18 protein-coding genes are annotated in these 20768 nt (G+C 66.5%); 6 read left to right on the top strand and 12 right to left on the bottom strand.

Annotated elements, in window-relative coordinates:
* The first annotated feature begins 429 nt into the window (after positions 1 to 429).
* Positions 430 to 1503 (top strand): LacI family DNA-binding transcriptional regulator, encoded by a 1074-nt coding sequence (locus IB223_RS08665; RefSeq protein WP_192201169.1) that lies wholly within the window; start codon positions 430 to 432, stop codon positions 1501 to 1503.
* A gap of 81 nt (positions 1504 to 1584) precedes the next feature.
* Here IB223_RS08665 and fdhD read toward each other — a convergent pair whose 3' ends face one another.
* Both fdhD and IB223_RS08655 read right to left on the bottom strand, forming a co-directional pair.
* Positions 1585 to 2409, bottom strand: coding sequence for a formate dehydrogenase accessory sulfurtransferase FdhD (gene fdhD / locus IB223_RS08660; RefSeq protein ID WP_225590865.1), 825 nt, complete (start codon positions 2407 to 2409; stop codon positions 1585 to 1587).
* The gene (locus IB223_RS08655; RefSeq protein ID WP_192201168.1) at positions 2384 to 4696 is read right to left on the bottom strand and encodes an FdhF/YdeP family oxidoreductase; all 2313 of its coding nucleotides are present in this window, start codon (positions 4694 to 4696) and stop codon (positions 2384 to 2386) included. The genes fdhD and IB223_RS08655 overlap by 26 nt, the downstream gene beginning before the upstream one ends.
* Before the next feature lie 181 nt (positions 4697 to 4877).
* Here IB223_RS08655 and IB223_RS08650 point away from each other — a divergent pair, with 181 nt between their 5' ends.
* Together IB223_RS08650 and hemN are read left to right on the top strand one after the other, a co-directional pair.
* Complete coding sequence (locus IB223_RS08650) at positions 4878 to 6125, top strand: MFS transporter (protein WP_192201302.1); 1248 nt, start codon at positions 4878 to 4880, stop codon at positions 6123 to 6125.
* A gap of 45 nt (positions 6126 to 6170) precedes the next feature.
* Positions 6171 to 7577 carry an oxygen-independent coproporphyrinogen III oxidase gene (gene hemN, locus IB223_RS08645; protein WP_192201167.1) on the top strand — a complete coding sequence of 469 codons (1407 nt, stop codon included), beginning with the start codon at positions 6171 to 6173 and terminating at the stop codon, positions 7575 to 7577.
* Between the two features lie 10 nt (positions 7578 to 7587).
* Here the strand turns inward: hemN and IB223_RS08640 are convergent, their stop codons facing one another.
* A complete protein-coding gene (locus tag IB223_RS08640; RefSeq protein ID WP_192201166.1) occupies positions 7588 to 8037 on the bottom strand; it encodes a hypothetical protein in 450 nt (149 codons plus the stop codon).
* A 157-nt stretch (positions 8038 to 8194) separates the two neighbouring features.
* On the opposite strand from IB223_RS08640, the gene IB223_RS08635 reads away from it, so the two are divergent.
* Positions 8195 to 8569, top strand: coding sequence for a DUF4345 domain-containing protein (locus tag IB223_RS08635; protein ID WP_192201165.1), 375 nt, complete (start codon positions 8195 to 8197; stop codon positions 8567 to 8569).
* A gap of 9 nt (positions 8570 to 8578) precedes the next feature.
* On the opposite strand, the gene IB223_RS08630 is transcribed toward IB223_RS08635, so the two are convergent.
* The 9 genes from IB223_RS08630 to IB223_RS08590 form a co-directional block, all read right to left on the bottom strand.
* Positions 8579 to 10084, bottom strand: coding sequence for an acetate kinase (locus IB223_RS08630; RefSeq protein WP_225590864.1), 1506 nt, complete (start codon positions 10082 to 10084; stop codon positions 8579 to 8581).
* A gap of 53 nt (positions 10085 to 10137) precedes the next feature.
* Positions 10138 to 10641, bottom strand: coding sequence for a hypothetical protein (locus IB223_RS08625; protein WP_192201164.1), 504 nt, complete (start codon positions 10639 to 10641; stop codon positions 10138 to 10140).
* A 1-nt stretch (position 10642) separates the two neighbouring features.
* Positions 10643 to 11347: a C39 family peptidase gene (locus IB223_RS08620; RefSeq protein WP_192201163.1), complete on the bottom strand. Its 705-nt coding sequence runs from the start codon at positions 11345 to 11347 to the stop codon at positions 10643 to 10645.
* The gene (locus IB223_RS18830; RefSeq protein WP_225590863.1) at positions 11344 to 11766 is read right to left on the bottom strand and encodes a hypothetical protein; all 423 of its coding nucleotides are present in this window, start codon (positions 11764 to 11766) and stop codon (positions 11344 to 11346) included. The genes IB223_RS08620 and IB223_RS18830 overlap by 4 nt, the downstream gene beginning before the upstream one ends.
* 117 nt (positions 11767 to 11883) lie before the next feature.
* On the bottom strand, positions 11884 to 13410 hold the full coding sequence (locus IB223_RS08610; RefSeq protein WP_225590862.1) for a hypothetical protein: 1527 nt from the start codon (positions 13408 to 13410) through the stop codon (positions 11884 to 11886).
* A gap of 203 nt (positions 13411 to 13613) precedes the next feature.
* Complete coding sequence (gene crcB / locus IB223_RS08605) at positions 13614 to 14027, bottom strand: fluoride efflux transporter CrcB (protein ID WP_192201162.1); 414 nt, start codon at positions 14025 to 14027, stop codon at positions 13614 to 13616.
* A gap of 25 nt (positions 14028 to 14052) precedes the next feature.
* Positions 14053 to 15420: a replication-associated recombination protein A gene (locus tag IB223_RS08600; RefSeq protein WP_192201161.1), complete on the bottom strand. Its 1368-nt coding sequence runs from the start codon at positions 15418 to 15420 to the stop codon at positions 14053 to 14055.
* Positions 15421 to 15467: 47 nt separating this feature from the next.
* Positions 15468 to 16091: an outer membrane lipoprotein chaperone LolA gene (gene lolA, locus IB223_RS08595; RefSeq protein ID WP_192201160.1), complete on the bottom strand. Its 624-nt coding sequence runs from the start codon at positions 16089 to 16091 to the stop codon at positions 15468 to 15470.
* A gap of 154 nt (positions 16092 to 16245) precedes the next feature.
* Positions 16246 to 18609: a DNA translocase FtsK gene (locus IB223_RS08590; RefSeq protein ID WP_192201159.1), complete on the bottom strand. Its 2364-nt coding sequence runs from the start codon at positions 18607 to 18609 to the stop codon at positions 16246 to 16248.
* A 290-nt stretch (positions 18610 to 18899) separates the two neighbouring features.
* On the opposite strand from IB223_RS08590, the gene trxB reads away from it, so the two are divergent.
* Both trxB and IB223_RS08580 read left to right on the top strand, forming a co-directional pair.
* A complete protein-coding gene (trxB, locus tag IB223_RS08585) occupies positions 18900 to 19853 on the top strand; it encodes a thioredoxin-disulfide reductase (protein ID WP_192201158.1) in 954 nt (317 codons plus the stop codon).
* Positions 19854 to 19880: 27 nt separating this feature from the next.
* A complete protein-coding gene (locus IB223_RS08580) occupies positions 19881 to 20768 on the top strand; it encodes a metallophosphoesterase (protein WP_192201157.1) in 888 nt (295 codons plus the stop codon).

The following is a 20768-nucleotide window of genomic DNA, read 5'->3' as shown; positions in this document are numbered from 1 at the left end:
GGTGATAGCGCCCGTCATTGCACAGCGGTTGAAAACACTCTTCCGGCTGGTTCCCGTGTCGCAAGGCGACAAAGCGTTCAGTCAACTTCCAAGGACGGATCGATGAGTGCATCGATCAATGTGGTAGCGCTACCATCGAGTTCGGCGCAGACTAATCACGCACCCCTGTGTTTGTCACCATGCAGCGCAGCAATCCCGTAAGTGGCTTCGTCAAGACCACGTTCCGTGGGTAACCGAGCAGAGAAATGGAAGCGTTTCCATGGAGGTTCGTCGAGAATGCTCATGTAACCGCGATTCCATGCGCGAGCGAGTTGGGCGACGTATCGATGTTCGTTCGATGCATCTCCATGTGCGACGCTCGCCGCAACCGCATCCCCCGTTGTTCGCAGTACCTCGATTGCACCCGGCAAACGGAGCAGACAGAGCAGCATGGAAAAATCGATCAAATCCGTCCGGCGAAAGGGAGGCGCCATCACCATCGACGAGGTCGCCGCCCACGCAGGCGTTTCGCCGATGACGGTGTCGCGCGTGGTCAACGGGCACGGCGGTGTCCGTGACGCCACGCGTGAGCGCGTCATGAGCACTGTGCGCGAACTGGGATACAGGCCCAACCTGGCGGCGAGTTCGCTCGCTGCGGCGCAACACACGTGCATCGCACTCATCTACACCAATCCCAGTTCAAGCTACCTGCGCGAGCTGCTGGTCGGCGCCTTGCGTGGTTCGGCGCGCGCAGCGGCTCAGCTGGTCATCGCGACCTGGGACACGCTGGACGTGGACGGCCAACGCGCGGCGGCGCGCGAACTGGCCAGGAGCGTGGCGGGCGTGATCCTGCCGCCGCCGCTGTGTGAGTCCAAGGCGATCGTCATGGAGTTCGCGCGGGCCGGGGTCCCCGTCGTTTCGATCGCATCGGGACGCTTCAGCGAGACGATTTCCTGCGTCCGCATAGACGACCATCGCGCCAGCCATGACATGACGGCCCATCTGATCGCCCATGGGCATGCGCGGATCGGCTACATCAAGGGCGACCCGAACCAGACGGCCAGCGCCCATCGCCTGCAGGGTTACCGTGATGCGCTGGCGGAGGCGGGCGTGGCATTCGACGAGCACCTGGTCCAACCCGGCTACTTCACCTACCGTTCCGGGCTCGAGGCCGCCGAAAGCCTGCTGGCGTTGCCAAGCCCACCCACTGCGATCTTCGCCAGCAACGACGACATGGCTTCAGCCGTCGTTTCGGTGGCGCATCGCCGCGGCCTGGACGTGCCGCGCGACCTGTCCGTTGTGGGCTTCGACGATACATCCGCAGCCATCATGGTCTGGCCGGAACTGACGACCATCCACCAGCCGGTTGCCTCGATGGCCGATGCGGCGATCGACATCCTGCTGCGGGAAATCCGACGCCCCAGCGCCTCTGCGCGGGTCATCGTCAACCATGTGGTTCCACACAAACTGGTGAAGCGCGCGTCGGTGGCGACCAGGCGGAAAGGCAAAGCCAAGACTCCCTAGCGGGCGACACCGCCGCTGGGCGGCGCAGGCACCCGGTGCGGCGACGTACGTTGCCGCAACGGCGCTTACCCCATCAGGGACTCAGCGCAACCCCAGTCGCCAAGCGTGGCTGTAAACCACATGCCTGTCGTCACGCAGGAAACCGACCAGCGACAGCCCGCAGCCTGTCGCCAGATCCACCGCCAACGCCGTGGGTGCCGACATCGCCGCCAAGAGTGGAATCGCCGCGACCGCTGCCTTCGCCACCATCTCGTAACTCGCACGGCTGGTCACCAGCGCGAAGCCCGATCCGGCGTCGATGCCCTCGCGCAGCATCGCACCGATCAGCTTGTCCAGCGCGTTGTGGCGCCCGACATCCTCGCGCACTACCACCAGCGTACCGTCCGCCCTCGCCCATGCCGCTGCGTGGATCGCGCCGGTCGCCGCATTCAACGGCTGCCGCGCCCCGATGCCGGCCAACGCGACGTCCAGCGCGGATGACGCGATGAAACTCCCCTGCCCGACCGCCTTCGGCTGTTTGATGACCTCTTCCAGATGCCGGTGTCCGCAGATGCCGCATCCACTGCGCCCCGGCAACCAGCGCTGCTGATCCGCGGCTCGGGTGGGCAAAGGATGTCGCGTGCGCAGGTCGAGCTGGATGCCTTCCAGCAATGGCTGGACGTTCACCTGAACAAGTTCGTCAGCCGCGACACCGAGTTCGGTCAACGCGAAGCCGTACGCGAAATCCTCCAGGTCGCAGGGCGAGACCATCATCACCGCCAGCGGTTCGCCATTGCAGCGGATCGCGAGCGGAACTTCCTCCGCCAGCAGATCCCGCCGCGTCGTGGATGCCCCCCCGGTGACATCGATGACCTGGCGTCCTGCGGCTCCCTCGATGTGGTCAACCGGCATGGCCATCGGGATCATGGAGTTTCCTCACCACCACCGGGATCGACTTGTAGGCCGGCGTCCCCGATTGCGGATCGTGGCTGTCCAGCGGCACCAGGCGATTGCCTTCCGGGTAGTACATCGCCGCCGAGCCGCGCGGCAGGTCGTACTCCACCGCGATGAAGCCCGCGACCTGACGCGCACCCGCGTCGTTGCCGCCAACGCGGGACTCCACCAGGATCCGGTCGCCCTGGTTCAGGTCACGCGCCTGCATGTCGAGCTTGTTCATGAACACCACATCGCGGCGCCCGCTCACGCCCCGGTAACGGTCGTTGAATCCGTAGATGGTGGTGTTGTACTGATCGTGCGACCGGATTGTGGTGAGGGTCAGCAGATGCTGCTGATCGATGCCGGGATCCTCGTTCAATCCTTCGGCCACCAGGAACTGCGCCTTCCTGCCCGCACCGCCCCAGTCCCGTTGGGATGCGCCGACGTACAGCCGGAATCCGCCGGGCTCGCGCACGCGCCGGTTGAAATCCCTGAACATCGGGAACACGGCTTCGATGTCGTCACGGATGCGGTCGTAATCGCCCACCAGCCCATCCCAGTCCACTTTCGTCTGCGGCAGCGTGGCCTTGGCGATGCCGGCGACGATGGCCGGCTCCGACAGCAGATGCTCCGATGCCGGCGGCAGGCCACCCTGCGATGCATGCACCATGGACATGGAATCCTCCACCGTCACCGACTGCACGCCGCTGGCCTGCACATCGCGTTCTGTGCGCCCCAGGCACGGCAGCAGGAACGCCTGCCGCGCGGGGATCAGGTGCGAGCGATTCAACTTGGTGGCGATGTGCACCACCAGGTCCAGCTTACGCATGGCGGGAATGGTGGTCTCCGGGTCCGGCATCGCCACCGCCAGGTTCCCGCCCATGCATACCAGTGCGCGCGAGCGTCCATCGCGGATCGCGCGCACGGCTTCCACCGCATCATGGCCATGCGTGAGCGGGAATTCGAAGCCGTACGTTCGCTTGATCGCATCGACCAGTGCCTGCGTAGGCTTCTCGGTGATGCCGACCGTGCGGTCGCCCTGCACGTTGGAGTGGCCGCGTATCGGCGCGATGCCGGCGCCAGGCTTGCCGATGTTCCCGCGCAGCAGCATCAGGTTGGCCATCTGCTGCACGTTCTGCGTGCCACGGCGATGCTGGGTCATGCCCATGCCGTAGCACAGGATCACGCGCTCTGCCTTGGCATAGAGTCGCGCGGCGGCGGCGATATCATCGCGCGACAGCCCGGAACGTTCGACGATCTCGTCCCACGTTGTGCGCGCCAGATCCTCGCGCAAGGCATCCAGCCTTTCGGTGTGTTCGGCGATGAAGGCATGGTCCAGTACGCCGCGACCACCTGCGGCAAGATCCTCGGCATCGGCATCCAGCAGGCACTTCATCATGCCTTTCAGCAATGCCAGGTCGCCGCCGATCCTGACCTGGTAATACGTCTGTGCGATCGGCGTGGCGGTGTTGGTCAACATCTCCGCCGGATGCTGTGGCGAAGTGAACCGCTCCAGCCCGCGTTCGCGCAGCGGATTCACCGCCACGATGGGCACGCCTCGCTTCGATATCTCGCGCAGTGTGGACAGCATGCGCGGATGGTTGGTACCGGGATTGTGGCCGAAGCTGAACAGTGCGTCGCAATGCGCGAAATCATCCAGCGTCACCGTGCCCTTGCCCACGCCGATGGACTCGGGCAAGCCCACGCTGGTCGCTTCGTGGCACATGTTCGAGCAGTCGGGAAAGTTGTTGGTGCCGTACTCGCGCACCATCAGCTGGTAGAGGAACGCCGCTTCATTCGATGTGCGCCCGGATGTATAGAACTCGGCCATGTCCGGATGCGGGAGTGCGCGCAGCACATCACCGATGCGCGCGAACGCATCCTCCCAACTGATCGGCACGTAGCGGTCCGATGCGGCGTCGTACACCATCGGATGCGTCAGCCGGCCTTCGTCCTCGAGCGCATGGTCGCTCCACTCCCAGAGTCCTGAGAGCGTGTGCTCCGCGAAGAAGGCAGGCGTCGCGCGCTTGCCGGTGGCCTCCCACGACACCGCCTTCGCGCCGTTCTCGCAGAACTCGAATGACGAAGTGTGGCGCGGATCCGGCCATGCACAGCCAGGGCAATCGAAGCCCGCAGGCTGGTTGACGCGCCGCAGCGCAGCGGTTTCCCGGCCGACCGCCATCTGGCTTTTCAGTGCGCGTGCAACAGCGGCGAGGGCGCCCCACCCTCCCGCTGCGCCTTCGTAGTCATCGATGCCCGGAATCTTGCGTTCACTCATCGGGGAGCCCTGCCTGCTGCATATCGACCACGGTACGTGCGCAGGATAACCGAAGGCGCCGCGCGGCACGTCAGCCGCACGGGACGACAGAAGCGCGGCACGTGAACCTTTCGCTCAGCATCGCGTTGCTAGCATGTGGAGCGTCTCCCCGTGGTGTCGCCCGCTCTCCGTGCTTCGTGTCCTGCTTCCCATCACCGCATTGCTCACCAGCGTTGCCCTGCTGCTCGGCGGCAACGGTTTGCTGGGTACGCTGCTGGCCGTACGAAGCCAGACCGAAGGCTGGGGCGAACGGACCACCGGCTTGGTGATGTCGGGTTACTTCGTGGGTTTCTTCCTGGGCACGTTCACTGCGCCTCCCTTGATCCGCCGCGTAGGGCACATCCGCGCATTCGCTTTCCACGCAGCGCTTGCCGCTGCCGCCGTGCTGGTTTACCCGCTCTGGATGGAGCCGATGGGATGGCTGGCGCTGCGCGCCGTCACCGGCATGGCGCTGGTCGGCTTGTGCACGGTCATCGAGAGCTGGCTGAACGCGCAGGCAGCACCCGAACATCGCAGCCGGGTGTTCGCGGTGTACATGGTGGTGACACTGCTTGCGCTTGCCAGCGGTCAATTGCTGTTGGACCTGCAGCCGCCGCGAAGCCCCGTGCTCTTCAGCCTGGTCGCCATCCTGTTCGCGCTGGCCATCCTGCCGGTCAGCACCACGCAACTGCAGCCGCCCACCCTGAGTATTGCACCGCGCACCCACATCCTGCAGATATGCCGCGCAGCCCCCAGCGCCGCTGCAGGGGCACTGCTCGCAGGCCTGGCGCTGGGCGCGTTCTGGGGCCTGGGTGCGGTCTATGCGGCCTCGCTGGGGCTGAATCGTGCGGGCATCGGCACGTTCATGGCCGTGACCATCCTGGGCGGTGCCGCGCTGCAACTGCCCATCGGCCGCTTGTCGGACCGGGGCGACCGTCGCAGCACGCTGGCCGTCGTGGCCGCATTGGGATCGGTCACGGCGATGCTCGCATTGCGTGTGGAAGCCGCGACGCCTACCGGCATGCACGCGCTGTTCTTCCTGTTCGGCGGGCTGGCATTTGCGCTGTATCCGCTGGCGGTCGCGCATCTGCTCGATCGCCTGCCGGCGGAGCAATTGCTGGCCGGATGCAGTGCGCTGCTCCTGTTGAACGGCATCGGCGCTGCGGCGGGCCCCGCGCTGGCAGGCGTGCTGATGCAGCGGTTCGGCGCAACGACGTTGCCGGTCTTCTTCGCCTGCACGCTGGGACTGCTGGCCCTGATTGCCGGCGGACGCCGCCTGCTCAAGGCCCGCCATCTGCTGCATCCGGCGCGCTTCCATCCCATGCTCCGCACTACGCCCACCGCGCTGGAGATGCTGCCCGAGATCCCGGACACCCCAACGGCCCAGTCACGCGATCCGCAGCGGAATTGATCCCGATCAATGCGGAGCCCGCGCGGCAACCCTAGCCTGTGCGTCATGGGCACCCTCTCCCCTTCTCCGTTGTTCGATGCGGACCTGCTGCGGCGTTACGACACGCCCGGGCCGCGCTACACGTCCTATCCGACCGCGCCGCAATTCAGCGCCAGCTTCGGGGCGCAGCAATTGCGCGAGCAGGCCGCCGCCAGCAATCGGCAGGCGCAGACCCGGCCGCTGTCGCTGTATGTGCACGTCCCCTTCTGCACCAGTCCTTGCTTCTATTGCGGCTGCAACCGGGTGATCACCCGCGACAAGGCACGTGCGGAACTGTACCTGGACTATCTTTATCGCGAGATTGCGCGGATGGCGCCGCTGTTCGACAGCGGGCGCCCGGTGGTACAGCTGCATTTCGGCGGCGGCACGCCCAACTTCCTGACCCCCGCCCAGATCGCCGACTGCGTGTCCGAGCTGCGCAGCCAGTTCAGTTTCGCCGCACCGGAGAGGATGGACTTCTCCATCGAACTCGACCCGCGCTTCGTCACGCCAGCGGATATCGGCGAGCTGGCCAGCATCGGCTTCAACCGCGCGAGCCTGGGCGTCCAGGATTTCGATCCCAAGGTACAGAAGGCCGTGAACCGGGTGCAGGGCGTGGAAGAAACCCTCGCCATCGTGGCCGCGTGCCGCGAGCACGGCATGCGCTCGGTCAACATCGACCTGATCTACGGGTTGCCCAAGCAGACCCGCGCAGGCTTCCTGCGTACGCTGGAGATCGTCGTGCAGGCACGGCCCGACCGCATTGCGGTCTACAGCTACGCCCACCTGCCGCAGTTGTTCAAGCCGCAACAACGGATCGCATTGGAGGATCTGCCCAGCCCCGAGGAAAAGCTGCAGCTGCTGCAGTGCGCGATAGAACAGCTGGTGGAGGCAGGGTACGTCTACATCGGCATGGACCACTTCGCCCTGCCCGGCGACGAGCTGGCGCGCGCGCAGGAACGTGGCGACCTGCACCGCAATTTCATGGGCTATACGACGCACGCCGAAAGCGACCTGCTCGGCTTCGGCGTGAGCGCGATCAGCCATGTCGGCGACAGCTTCAGCCAGAATCCGCGCGACATCGCGAGCTGGGAGCGCGCCATCGACGACGGCCGCCTGCCCGTGTGGCGCGGCATGCCGCTGGACCGTGACGATGTGCTGCGCGCAGATGTCATCCAGGAACTGATGTGCCACGGACGGTTGGACTATGGCCGCATCGGCCGCCGCCACGGCATCGCGTTCACCGAGTACTTCGCCGATGCCCTCCCCAGGTTGCAGGCATTGGCCGACGACGGCCTGCTGACGTTTACGCGGGTCGGCTTCCAGGCCACGCCACGTGGCCGCCTGCTGCTGCGCGTGATTGCGATGTGCTTCGATCGCTATCTGCATGCCGCAGCGTCGGCAGAAGCACCGAGGTTCTCGCGCACGGTCTGAGTGCCCGACATCACGGGCATGCTGCGTTGACACGGTCGTCGAGGCGGCGACTGGTATCGAAGTCCCGCCTCAGCCCGAGGCGCGCATGCGCCTGGTCGCGCGCCTTTCTGGCCCGCTCGCAGTCGGCAGCATCGCGATGCATCGAGATGACAGCGCCCTGCGATGCAGCTTGCCGGCGTCGCGTAGCGGCGCGGGAACGCGAACGTGGACTGGCAGCCTTGGCCGTCGCGCGTGGCGCCGATGAGGACGACGCGGATGTCGCCGGTATGGGGGCATCGGCGGGATAGGCGCGCACCCATTCCGTACGTTGCGTCGAGGCACAGGGCATCGCCTGGTAATGCGCCTGACCATCCGCAGCCCGGCACTTGTGGACCGGGTCGCTGCCCCAGGTGGCGCTGCCGATGGCGACGAGGATGGCAGCCAGCAGGATGCGCAGCGCGCACGACGAAGACGCGGACATGGCAGGCTCCTGCGGGATGGAGGCTGCAGCATCCGGCGATGGCAGGGGTATCGGGATCGGGGCGCGCCGCGCCGCGCTGTCGGGATTTCCCGCGCGTTCACCACGCCATCACCCCGTGCCGTGCGAGAAGAGGCGCCTGTTCCCTGCGAGACGTCCGATGACAGCCGCCTACCTCTACCTCAACGCGGTGCTCTACCTGTTGCTCGCCGGCTGGTGCACGTTCGCGCCCGCGCACACGGCGGCGGCCGTCGGTTATGCGTCGCTTACCCGGTCCGGGCAGACCGAGTACCTGACGATCTACGGCGGCCTGCAACTCGGGCTTGCGTTCCTGTTCGCATGGTTCGCCTGGACCCAGCAGCTGCGCACCGGTCTGGTGCTGGCGATGGCGCTGTACCTGCCGATCGTGCTCTACCGCAGTGCAGCGTTGTTGCGCTGGTGGCCGGTGGAATCGACCACAATGATGCTGGCGGTGACCGAGTGGCTGATGCTGGCGGCGGCCCTGTGGCTTTGGTGGCAGGGCCGGGCCAGCTGAGTTGCCGGATCAGAAGTTGATCGGCAAGCGCGCGGTGAAGGTGAGGTCCGGCGTGTCGCGAGTCACGCCCACGCCCAGTGCGACATTGAGCGACATGCGGTCGCTGAAGCGGTAGGTGCCGCCCAGCAGCAGCGTACCCAGCGTGGTACGCACGGCGCCCGCCACCTCCTTTCCATCCTGCTCGGTCTTGTCGACGATGCTCTGGTCGTAACCGATGCTGATGGCCGCCTTCTCGTTGAGCGCCAGGCCCATGCCAAGGTTGAAGCCGAGGATGTCGCCGGCCTTGATGTCGCCCAGGAACTCGGTCTGCCCGCCCAGTACGCGGCGCGAGACATTGCTGCGCTTGAAGTTGTGCAGGTAGCTGAGACTGCCGAAGAACACCACCGGATCGGAGGGAAACAGCCAGGTGACGCCGGGCTGCAGGGCGTTGAAGCCGCTGCCCGTGGGCAGGTCCAGAGGCAGGCCGGTACCGGTGGTGTTGGCCACGCAGCGCGTCACGCAGTCGGTGACGACCTCGAACAGATCGCGCCCCGTGCGGCTCTTGTAGCGCAGCCATGCGATGTAGAACGGTTTGTCGGCGGCGCCCCGGTTCAGCTGGTAGCGGCCGGTGACTTCCACGTCGCCCATCCCGCTGCCGCGTGCGTTGAACACGCGGTCCTGGGCGGAACCAGTGAAGATCTCGCGGCTGACCGTATCGCTGTGGATATAGACGTAGGGCAGCTTCGCTTCGAGTTCCATGCGCCGGCTGAGGCCATAGCGCCCGGTCAGCGTGGCGACGGCGGTGGTGGTCTTCACCTGGCGCACATCGATCAGGCCGATCAGGATGGCGGGAATGATGGTGTAGCCCACCAGCGCGACACGATCATTGGCCGAGTAGCCGTACTGCAGCGACGGCTCCACCACCATCTTGCCCTTGGGTGTCAGCACGCCCGGCTGATCGAAGATCTGCGCGACCTCGGGCGGCCGCGACTCGCTCTCCGGCGCCTGTCCGACACGTTGCGGCGCCTGTGTGTCTGCCTGCTGTGTCTGCTGACCCGCGGGTGGGGGGGAACCGGACTGCGCGACCTGCGTGCCCGCATGCACGCCGTCGGGAGCCGGTGCCACCGGAGCCGCCTGTGGCGCTGGGCCGGTCACGATGTAGGTCTGCGCGGGCGGAGGGGAATCGCGGAAGGTCGGTGCCTGGTTCAGCGCGGGCACGATCACGGGTGCGGGGGCGCCACGCGCGCGCGCATTGGCGAGGATTTCTTCGTTGAGCGCATTCTGCAGGGTGAATATCTGCTGCTCCTGGGCCTGCATGGCGTCACGCATCGCCTGCAACCGATGTGTCTGCTCATTGAGCTGGCGTTGCAGTGCGTCCAGCCGTGCATCGGCGGTGATTTCGTAAGGCTGCGCCGGCACCGGCGGAGGGGGCGACGCCGGCATCACCGGTTCCTGTGCCCGCGCCTGCCCTGCGTGCACCCCCAGGCTGACTGCCAGTGCCAGCGGTGCGACTTCCATCAGAGACGTCCCTTTCATGCTGTGCCCCTTGTCTTGTGCGTTAGCGCGGTGATCCCGGTCCTGCGTCGATGTCACGGGCTGCCGGGTGCGCGGATCAGCGCGTCCGTGAGCGCGCCGTTCGCGTTGAGGGCCTGATAGGCCCCGAGCGTGTCGACACCCACGTCGATGCGGGTGACTGTGCGGATATCCTGGTCATCCAGCGTGTTCTGGATCACCAGGCCGCCGGTGGCCTGCGCGGGATCGAAGCGATTGCCCTCGCCGATCTGGACCACCAGCCCGCGATTGAAATCGGCCAACGCCTGAGCCTGGTCCGGCGTGATGCGTGCCACGTCCGGAACCTGCACGGCGATACGCGCCGTCAGTTCGCCGTTGACGAAGACGACGCGCTCGATGCCGAACGACAGGGTCATGCCCGACGGCATCTGGAAGCCGCCGCGCATCTGCGCCAGCCGAGCCGGATCCACCGGTTGCCATTCGGCGCCCAGGTCACCGCCCTGCCCCCGTGCACCCACCGGTGCCAGCAGCACCGCCAGCATGACCGTGGCGCGGCATACACCCTGCCTGATCCTGTCCATGTCAGATGTCTCCCGCACCGCGCCTGGGCACGGTGACGTTGCGCAGGCCATCGCGCTGGATTCCCATGTCGAGCGGCGCCGGAGGTGCGGTCTGCCAGTCGCGGGCCTGGTTGAAGCGGGCGCGTTCCCGCTGGTTATGCACGACGAACATCACCCGGTTGTCCCACAACGCCTCGAAGCGAGAGCGCGGCATCGCACGCGTGCCACGCGCCGGGTCGCCCAGCAGCACGCGACCGTCGCGCAGGCCCTTCACCACGACGAAGTGGCGGTACCCGCGGTCGTTGAGCAGCACGATGGCCGGCACGTTCTCCTGCTGCAGTTTGTCCAGCGGCAACTCGAAGCCGTCGGCCTCGTACCCCTTCGAGCGAAGGTAGCGGCGCATGTCGAGCAGCGAGAAGCCTTCCTTGCGGATGCGCGCCTGGTCGCCGTTGTTGTACATCTGCACGAAGACGTCGACCTCGCTGACGGCGTGGCCATACTGATGCGTCAGCAGCGTCGCCGTGGCGGCGGAGCCGCAACTGAAATCGTACTGCTGCGGCAGCGTCGTCTTGAACCGCGCTTCCTTCAGGCTGGTCACGCGGACGCTGTAGGCGCTGCCCGGCACGCGGATGTCGCTGGTGGCCGCCGATGCGCCACCGAGCACCGCCAGCGCGCACGCGAGCGAGATGCATCGCGGCCATCCACGCTGCCGCACACGGTGTTTCATTGCGGTCCGCCGCTGAAATCGATGGTCACGATCATCGCGTTCTGGATCAGCACGTTGCTGCCGGTGTTCTGGATGACCGTGTTGATGCCGCTGGCGTTGCCGAACGCGCCGTCAGCGATGCTGTTGGTTCCACTGGTGATGTGGTGCGCCGTATTGCCATCCACGGAGCCGTCCACATCGATGAGGTTCTCGGTCTGGCTGCTGTCACCGCCTCGCAAGCCGGACAGCCGGTCCACCGCGATCGCGCGTCCCCATTCGCTGACGGCCACGAGCGGAACGTCCGGAACCGGGGTTTCGAAAGTGATGGCGGGTGTCCATCCTGCGCGGGCCACGGCGTTGTTTTCCGCCGAGGCGCCAAACGCGAGGACAAGCAATCCCCAGGCTGCGATGCGCAACCCGGCCTGTTGGTGCGTATGCATGGTCAGTCTCCCTTGCCATGCGTCCACCGCGCAGCCATGGGGCGTCCCGCCGTGAAGCGGGACGCCTGCGTCCGCACGGAGTGCCTGGCCCGGCTGGGCCAGGACACCGCGGAACGCTTATGGGCCTACGGTCAGGTTGGCTTGAACGGTGATGCCTTGCTGGATCAGCGAGGCCATGCCGCTGTTCTGTGCCGCCACCATGATGCCGGCCGCCGACTGCCCGACGCTCGTCATGTTGTTGGACATGTCGAACGCACCCGCATCGACCGCAACGGAACCACCTGCGCCGCCGGCACCACCGGTTGCACCGTTGCCGACGCCACCATTGCCGTCACCGCCATTGCCGTCGCCACCGTTGCCGACGCCGCCCGCACCGCCCGTCGCACCGACCGCGCCGCTGGCGCCGTTGCCGGCCGTTGCATCGCCATTGCTGGCGGTGGAGGACGCGCTGCCATTGCTGGCGTCGCCATTGCTGGCATCGCCACCATCGCCGCCGTCGCCCGCAGTCGCCGTCAGCGTGCCGCCTGCGCCGCCCATGCCGGAGCCTGCGCCGCCCGTGGCGGTCGCGTCGCCGCCCGTCCCGGAGCCTGCGCCGCCCGTGCCGGAGCCGTCACCGCCGGTACCGGTCGCGTCACCCGACGTGCCTGCGCCGGCGGTGGCGCTGCTTGCTCCGCCCGTTGCAGTCGCGTCACCTGAGGTGCCTGCACCACCGGTTGCGGTACCGTCGCCGCTGGTACCGTCGCCTGCGCCGCGCTCGCGGACATTGCCGCTGCCTGCGCCGGCATCGCCACCGGAAGCACCCGCGATCGAACCGGTGTCGCCGCTCGCGCTTCCGGCATCGCCGCCGGAGGCGCCCGTTGCACCGCCACCATCGCCGCCCCAGCCACCGGCGTCACCACCACGGCCACGGCCGTTGCCGGCCGTTGCGTTTCCGTCACCGCCCCAACCATTGCCGTCGCCGCCGTTGGCGCCGCGCGTATCGTCGGTGTTGCCGCCGCGTCCGCCGTTGCCGGCCGTCGCATCGCCGATGGTCGCGCTGCCGTTCGACGAATCGCCGGCGGTCGCGCTGCCGTTGTTCGCGTCACCGCCGCTGCCGCCGTTACCGCCGTCGCCGCCGTCGCCGCCATTGCCACCGTTGCCGGTGCCACCCATCGCGCTGCCGCCATAGCCCTTGCCGCCATAGCCTGCCCCGCCCTTGCCGCCATCACCGCCATTGGCGTCGCCCCAGTTCTTGGCGACGTTGCCGATGTCGTGCACGGTCACGCCCGAAACGGCGCCGATCAGCTTCGTTTCGGCCACGGCCTTGCTGTGGTTGAAAGAGTTGGAGAACGTGGACGTCGCGGTGCTGCCATTGTTGGCGGCCGTCGAGCCGAAGCCCTCCGCAGTCGCCCTGCCGCGATTGTTGCGGTTGTCGCCGTCGTGGGTGCTGTTGTCGCTGTGGTCGGAATTATCGGAGTTGTCCGAATTGTCGGAGTGGTCGCTGTTGTCCGTGTTGGTGCTGTTGTTGCTCAGATCCGCCGAGAGGTTGACCAGGATGTCGTCACCCGGGCCATTTTCGGTATTGGTCTGTTGCGCGAATGCCTGTCCCGTCGTGCCGAGCGCCAGCAATACCGCCGATGCGATCAGTGTCTTGCGAATGCACATGTTGATTCTCCTTGTGGCCGCTCCGGGACCCAGGGGAAGCCCCTAAAAAGCGACGCGGGTCACACTTGCATGGCAATCGTTAGTCCTGTTCGCGCGACGCGTTAAATTTTCATTCGCGAACAGACCGCTCGTCCGCTGGCGAAGCGGGAGCGTCATATCCAGCGCGTGATGGCCGGCCCAGGTAGTTGCCAGCGTTGTCGCCGTTACCAGGTCGGTGCGCGGACCGCATCGGCGAGGCGTGCACCCAGCCACACCAGCAGCAGCCCGGTCAGCAGCGTGATTGCGAGATAGCCCAGTGCGGCGCCCTGGCGCTCCGTTCGCGCGAACAACAGGCACTCCACCATCAGCGCCGAATACGTGGTCAGTGCTCCCAGCACCCCGACGAGCAGGAAGGCGCGCCAGTAGAGTGCGGACGGGCCGCGCCCTTCCAGCCAGATCGCAAGGAAGCCGGCGGCGAACGAGCCGATCATGTTCACCGCGAACGTGCCCCAGGGAAATCCGCTTCCCAGCTGTCGCAGCAGCGCGCCGCCCAGCCAGAAGCGCGCCGCCGCGCCCAGCGCACCGCCCGCCATCACCAGCATCAGTTGTTGCCACCAGAGTGCAGCGTGTGCCGGCATCGGTCGTGTTCCGTCAGCGGGGAGGTCAGTCGTCGCGTCCGGCCTGCAGCCGCGCCTGGCGGCGCGCCTCGCGCAGGCGGTCGAGTTTTTCCTTCAGCTTGATCTCGAGGCCGCGTTCGACCGGCGCATAGTAGACCTGCTCGCCCATCGCATCGGGAAATGCCGTCTGGTCCAGCGCGATGCCGCCCGCTGCATCGTGGTCGTACTGGTAACCGGTGCCGTAGCCCAGCTCCTTCATCAGCTTGGTCGGGGCGTTGCGCAGGTGCAGGGGTACGTCCTGCGTGCCGTATTCGCGCACGTCGCGCTTGGCGGCGTTGAACGCCATGTAGCCGGCGTTGGATTTGGCCGTGCTGGCGAGATAGATCACCAGTTGCGCGAGCGCGAGGTCGCCCTCGGGACTGCCGAGCCGCTCGTAGGTATCCCACGCGTCGATCGCCATCTGCAGGGCGCGCGGATCAGCCAGACCGATGTCCTCCACCGCCATCCGCGTCATGCGTCGTGCCAGATAGGCGGGGTCGCACCCCCCATCCAGCATGCGCGCCAGCCAGTACACGGCGCCGTCGGGATTGGAGCTGCGCACCGACTTGTGCAGTGCCGAGATCTGGTCGTAGAACTGCTCGCCCCCTTTGTCGAAGCGGCGCGTGCGGTCTGCCAGCACCTGTGCGAGTGTCTGCGGGGTGATGCGCCCCCCTTCGTCGGCAGCCAGTTCCGCAGCGATTTCGAGCAGCGTCAGTCCTCGCCGCACATCCCCGTCGGCAGCCGTCGCGATCTCCAGCAGCGCCTCGTCGTCCACCTCCACGCCAAGTTCACCCAGTCCGCGCTCGGCATCCGCAAGCGCAAGGCGAAGGGCGTGCCGGATGTCGTCGGGCGACACCGCTTCCATCACGTGCACGCGGCAGCGCGAGAGCAGCGCGGAGTTCAGTTCGAACGACGGATTCTCCGTTGTGGCGCCAACGAAGATGATCGTCCCGCGCTCGATATGCGGCAGGAACGCATCCTGCTGGGCCTTGTTGAAGCGGTGCACTTCGTCCACGAACAGCACCGTACGACGACCGCCGGCAAAGCGTTGCGCGGCTTCGGCCAGCACCTGGCGTACCTCGGGCAGGCCGGACAGCACGGCGGAGATCGCCTTGAACTCGGCATCGGCATAGCGCGCCAGCAGCAGCGACAACGTGGTCTTGCCGCAACCCGGTGGCCCCCACAGGATCATCGAGTGCACGTGGCCGGACTCCACGGCCCGACGCAGCGCGCTCCCCGGCGCGAGCAGCCGGCGTTGGCCGACCATTTCATCCAGGCTGCGCGGCCGGATGCGCTCGGCCAACGGCCTCAGCGCATCGGTGTCGGTACTCAGCAGGTCGGCCTGCGGTTCAAGGGGGGTACGTATCTTGGCCACGCTTCATTGTAACGTCGCGCGACCGCAGGCCATGCGTGGCGTCCCGCTCAGGGGCCGCCCACGACATCCACGCCCTTGGCCGGTGCGTACTTGAACGTACCCGCGGCGAACGCGGGATTGCGCTTCCAGCCCGAGAAGCTGATTTCCGTGCGCTGGCCTACCGCATCCTTTACTTCCATCCTCACCAGCGTGCCGTTGGTGAACGCCAGGCGCGCGGTCTGGAAGCTGGCATCGCCTTCCTGCTTGGGCGTGAGCGTCAGCCACTGCTCGCCGCCCTGCCCCGTGGCTTCGGCGACCTTGAACTGCTGGTCCAGCTTGCCGGGGTCGATCAGCGCCGCCAGCGGGCTGTTCTCTTCTTCGATGCCCTGCTCGCGCACGGTGGCCTGCTGCAGGTCCGGGTCGTAGACCCAGACTTTCTTGCCGTCAGCAACGATCAGCTGTTCGTAGGGTTTGTTGTACTCCCAGCGGAACAGGCGCGGGGCGGACAGCGCGACGCGACCATTCGAGGTTTCCTTGAGCTTGCCCCCCCCGTCGTACACCTTCTGGGTGAACTGCCCGTCCAGCCCTTTCAGCCCGGTGGTGAAGGTCTTGAGCTCATCGCGGGCACCGGCGAAGGCGCTGGTGGCGAGCAAGGCGGTGGCGAGGATGGCGTAGCGTGCAGTGCGGAGCATGGTGCGTTCCGGGGTGAGGGACGTTGGGGCGGAGTGTGGCCGGGTGAAACTGAATGGGGGGTGGGCGCCCGGCTGTGGTGGGAGCGACGTAAGTCGCGATCGACCTCCGGCAGCGCGTCGTCGCGACTTTACGTCGCTCCCCCAAAATCAAGCTTCAGCGCGGCGGCGGCGGCGCGAGGACCTGGCGGTCGCCGTTGTGCTCGGGTGGCGTCACCACGCCGGCCGCTTCCATGGCTTCGATCAGGCGTGCGGCACGGTTGTAGCCGATCTTCAGGCGGCGCTGCACGCCGGAGATGGACGCACGCCGGCTCTCGGTGACGATCTTCACCGCTTCGTCGTACAGCGGATCGGATTCGTCGCCGCCACCGCCGCCCGACTCCGGAAGGCCGGTCGGCCCCACGACGATGCCGTCGCCCATGGTCTGGATCTCTTCCAGCACGCCTTCGATGTAGTCGGCGCTGCCACTGGCCTTGAGGTGTTCCACCACGCGGTGCACTTCCTCGTCGCTGACAAAAGCACCATGGATGCGCTCGGGCATCGCGGTGCCCGGCGGCAGATACAGCATGTCGCCGTGGCCGAGCAGCGTTTCCGCACCGGACTGGTCGAGGATGGTGCGCGAGTCGATCTTCGAACTGACCTGGAACGCGATGCGGGTGGGAATATTGGCCTTGATCAGGCCGGTGATCACGTCCACGGACGGACGCTGCGTGGCCAGGATCAGGTGGATGCCGGCCGCGCGCGCCTTCTGCGCCAGGCGGGCGATCAGTTCTTCCACCTTCTTGCCGACGATCATCATCATGTCGGCGAATTCGTCGATGAAGATGACGATGAAGGGCATCGGCTCCAGCGGGCGCGGCGCTTCGGCCAGGTCCGGGTTCGGCTTGAACAGCGGGTCCATCAACGGCTGGCCCGCGTCCATCGCGTCCTTGACCTTCTTGTTGAAGCCGGCCAGGTTGCGCACGCCCACCGCGCTCATCAGCTTGTAGCGGCGCTCCATTTCCGCCACGCACCAGCGCAGACCGTTGGCGGCCTCCTTCATGTCGGTCACGACCGGCGCCAGCAGATGCGGGATGCCCTGGTAGACGCTGAGTTCCAGCATCTTGGGGTCGATCATCAGCATGCGCAGGTCTTTCGGCGAGGCCTTGTACAGCAGGCTCAGCACCATGGCGTTGACCGCGACGGACTTGCCCGAGCCGGTGGTGCCGGCGACCAGCAGGTGCGGCATGCGCGCCAGGTCGGCCACGGTCGGGCGACCGGCGATGTCCTTGCCCAGCGCCAGCGTCAGCGGACTGCCCGACTTGTCGTATTCCTTCGAGCGCAGCAGCTCGCTGAGGAAGATCATCTCGCGGCTGGTGTTCGGGGTCTCCAGACCGATCACCGACTTGCCGGGGATCACGTCCACCACGCGCACCGACTTCACCGACAAGCCGCGGGCGATGTCCTTGTCCAGCGAGCTGATCTGGCTGACCTTCACGCCGGGCGCTGGCTCCATCTCGAAGCGCGTGATCACGGGGCCTGGATACGCGCCGACCACCTGGGCATCGATGCGGAAGTCCTTGAGCTTGAACTCGATCTGCCGAGACAGGGTTTCCAGCGTTTCTTCGGAATAGCCCTTGGTCTGCGGCTTCGGATCGTCCAGCAGCGACAGTGGCGGCAGGCCGGATTCGTCGCCGCCGGTGCCGTGGAACAGCGGGATCTGCTGTTCGCGCTTGGCGCGTTCGCTCTTTTCCACGATGGCGGGCGCAGGCGGTTCGATCTTCACCGGCTCGCGCTTGGCGCGGGCAATGGCGTCGGTCTTGCGGACGGTCTCGCGCTCTTCGCGCATCGCCCGCGTCTGCTGCCATTCGTTGGCCTGCTGGCTGCCGCGGCGGAACAGGTCGGGCAGCATCAGCACGTATTTGCCGATGCGCTCCATCACGGCGAACCACGACAGTCCGGTCGCCAGCGTCACCGAGGTCAGGAACAGCACCAGCAGGAACAGGTTGCCACCCAGCCCGCCAAACAGCTTGAGCAGCGACTTGCCTACCAGCGTGCCGAGGATGCCGCCGGCTCCGGCGGAAAAATGTTCGGCCGGCACGCCACGCAGATGCAGCAGACCCGTCGCAGAAATCAGGAAGCCGACCATGCCGATCAGGCGCAGCGCCGGCCCCAGGTCGGCCTCACCGTCGCCGTCGGTATCCATGCCGAACAACGCAATCCACGCCACCGCGCCAAGGATCAACGGCAACAGGAAAGCCACGTAGCCGAACAGCCACAACAGCATGTCGGCGAGGTACGCACCCGCCAGTCCCCCCATGTTGTGGACCGGCGCGGTCAGGCTGCCGGACTGCGACCAGCTGGGGTCCTGCGGCGAGAAGGTGAAGAGACTGGCCAGCAGATACAGCAACAGGGGAGCAATGGCGATCAGCGCCAGATCACGCCAGAGACGCTGCCTGCGGGGATTCGGAGGCGACGCCTGCTTGCGCGCGGCCGTGTTGCCGCCCTTGGATTTGCCGTTGTCCGGGAGCTGCTTCGCCACCTTTGGACCAGACCTTAGGAAATTTCTGTTAGTGATTGATAGTAAACGAATCATGCCCGACACAACAGCCGGGGCATCCCGCCAGGGCGGACGATTGCGCTACCCCAGACAGCAAAAAACGCCGCGTGGCTGCGCAGCGTCTTCAATCGATCCGTCGGGCTTGCGCGTGCACCACCGCTTTCCACCCGCGCGCCTTGATTCGCCGGATACGCATCGCCACTCTATGGGCTTGCAGACGATGATCCAATTGCGTCGTTGCCTGCCCGATCACCCTCTTTTCGCGAGTATACATGAGCACTTCGAAGCACTGCCGCCTGTTGATCCTGGGCTCCGGCCCCGCCGGTTGGACCGCTGCCGTCTACGCAGCCCGCGCCAATCTCAAGCCCGTCGTGGTCACCGGCCTGCAGCAGGGTGGCCAGCTGATGACCACCACGGAAGTGGACAACTGGCCCGGCGATGCCCATGGCCTGATGGGCCCTGATCTCATGGCGCGCATGCAGGCGCATGCCGAGCGCTTCGAGACGGAGGTGATCTTCGACCACATCCATACGGCCGATCTGTCCAAGCGTCCGTTCAAGCTGATCGGCGACAGCGGCGAGTACACCGCCGACGCACTGATCATCGCCACCGGCGCCACCGCCAAGTACCTGGGCCTGCCGTCCGAAGAAGCCTTCAAGGGACGCGGCGTGTCGGCCTGCGCGACCTGCGACGGCTTCTTTTACCGGGACCAGGATGTGGCCGTGATCGGTGGCGGCAACACTGCGGTGGAGGAAGCGTTGTACCTGTCCAACATCGCCCGCAAGGTCTACCTGGTGCACCGTCGCGACACGCTGCGTGCCGAGAAGATCATGCAGGACAAGCTGTTCGCCAAGATCCAGGCCGGCAAGATCGAGCCGGTGTGGCACCACACGGTGGACGAGGTGCTGGGCAACGATGCCGGCGTCACCGGCATCCGGGTGAAGTCGATGCAGGACGGCAGCACGCGCGACATCGACGTGCACGGCTTCTTCGTCGCCATCGGCCACACGCCGAACACCGGCCTGTTCGAAGGCCAACTGGACATGAGCAACGGCTATCTGAAGATCCGCTCCGGCATCGAGGGCAACGCCACCGCGACGACGATCCCGGGCGTGTTTGCCGCCGGCGACGTGACCGACCAGCACTACCGCCAGGCCATCACCTCGGCCGGCTTCGGTTGCATGGCGGCGCTGGATGCCGAGCGTTTCCTGGACAAGGACGGCTGATCCGGGCCCCAGGGGAGAGCGCCAGGGATGGACAAGCTGCTGATCAAGCAGTGCCTGTTCTACGGCAGCTGGCTGGTCTGGCCTTTCCTGGCCTGGCTGGTGTGGCGCTTGCGCGAGAAGCGCAGGCGCTGGCTGGTTGCCCTGCTTCTGTCCGGCTGCCTGCTGTTCGCCTGGTCACGCTTCGTCGAACCACAGCGGATCCACGTACAGGAGACGGTACTCGCGGGCACCGGCGGGCAGGCACGACTGGTGTTGATCAGCGACATCCATCTGGGCGTCTACAAGGACAGTAGATACCTGCAGCGGGTGGTGGACCGGATCAACACCCTGCAGGCGGACGCGGTGGTGATTGCCGGCGATTTCACCTACGAGCCTGCCGGCAAGTCGCTGCAACAGATGTTCGCGCCCCTCGCGGAGCTCCATCTGCCCACGTACGCCGTGCTCGGCAATCATGACCAGCAGGCGCCGGGGCCCGACATCGATGCAGAGCTCCGTTCCGCCCTGGCAACGCACAACGTCAGCGTGATCGAAGGCGAAACCGTCACCGTGCGCGGATTCCGTCTCGCCGGACTGGGCGACCGCTGGGCGAACAAGGACGATCCCGGCTTCCTTTCCGCCCTGCCCTCGACCTCTCCCACCCTGGTGCTGACCCACAATCCCGACAGCGCGATCGACCTCGATCCGGCCCAGGCGGCGCTGGTGCTTGCAGGCCATACGCATGGTGGGCAGATCCGCATTCCGTGGCTGTACAAACGCGTGATTCCCAGCCAGTACGGCTTCGATCGCGGCGAGCAGTTCCTGCGCACGCCCCATGGCCGCGTGCGCGTGTACACCACCGTGGGCACCGGCGAGATCGGTCTGCCGATGCGCTTGTTCAATCCTCCGACCATCGACGTGCTGGATCTGCGTCCGTAG

It is taken from the genome of Pseudoxanthomonas sp. PXM03, from assembly GCF_014852005.1.
Taxonomy (GTDB): domain Bacteria; phylum Pseudomonadota; class Gammaproteobacteria; order Xanthomonadales; family Xanthomonadaceae; genus Pseudoxanthomonas_A.
This window is presented reverse-complemented; position numbering and strand designations above follow the sequence as displayed.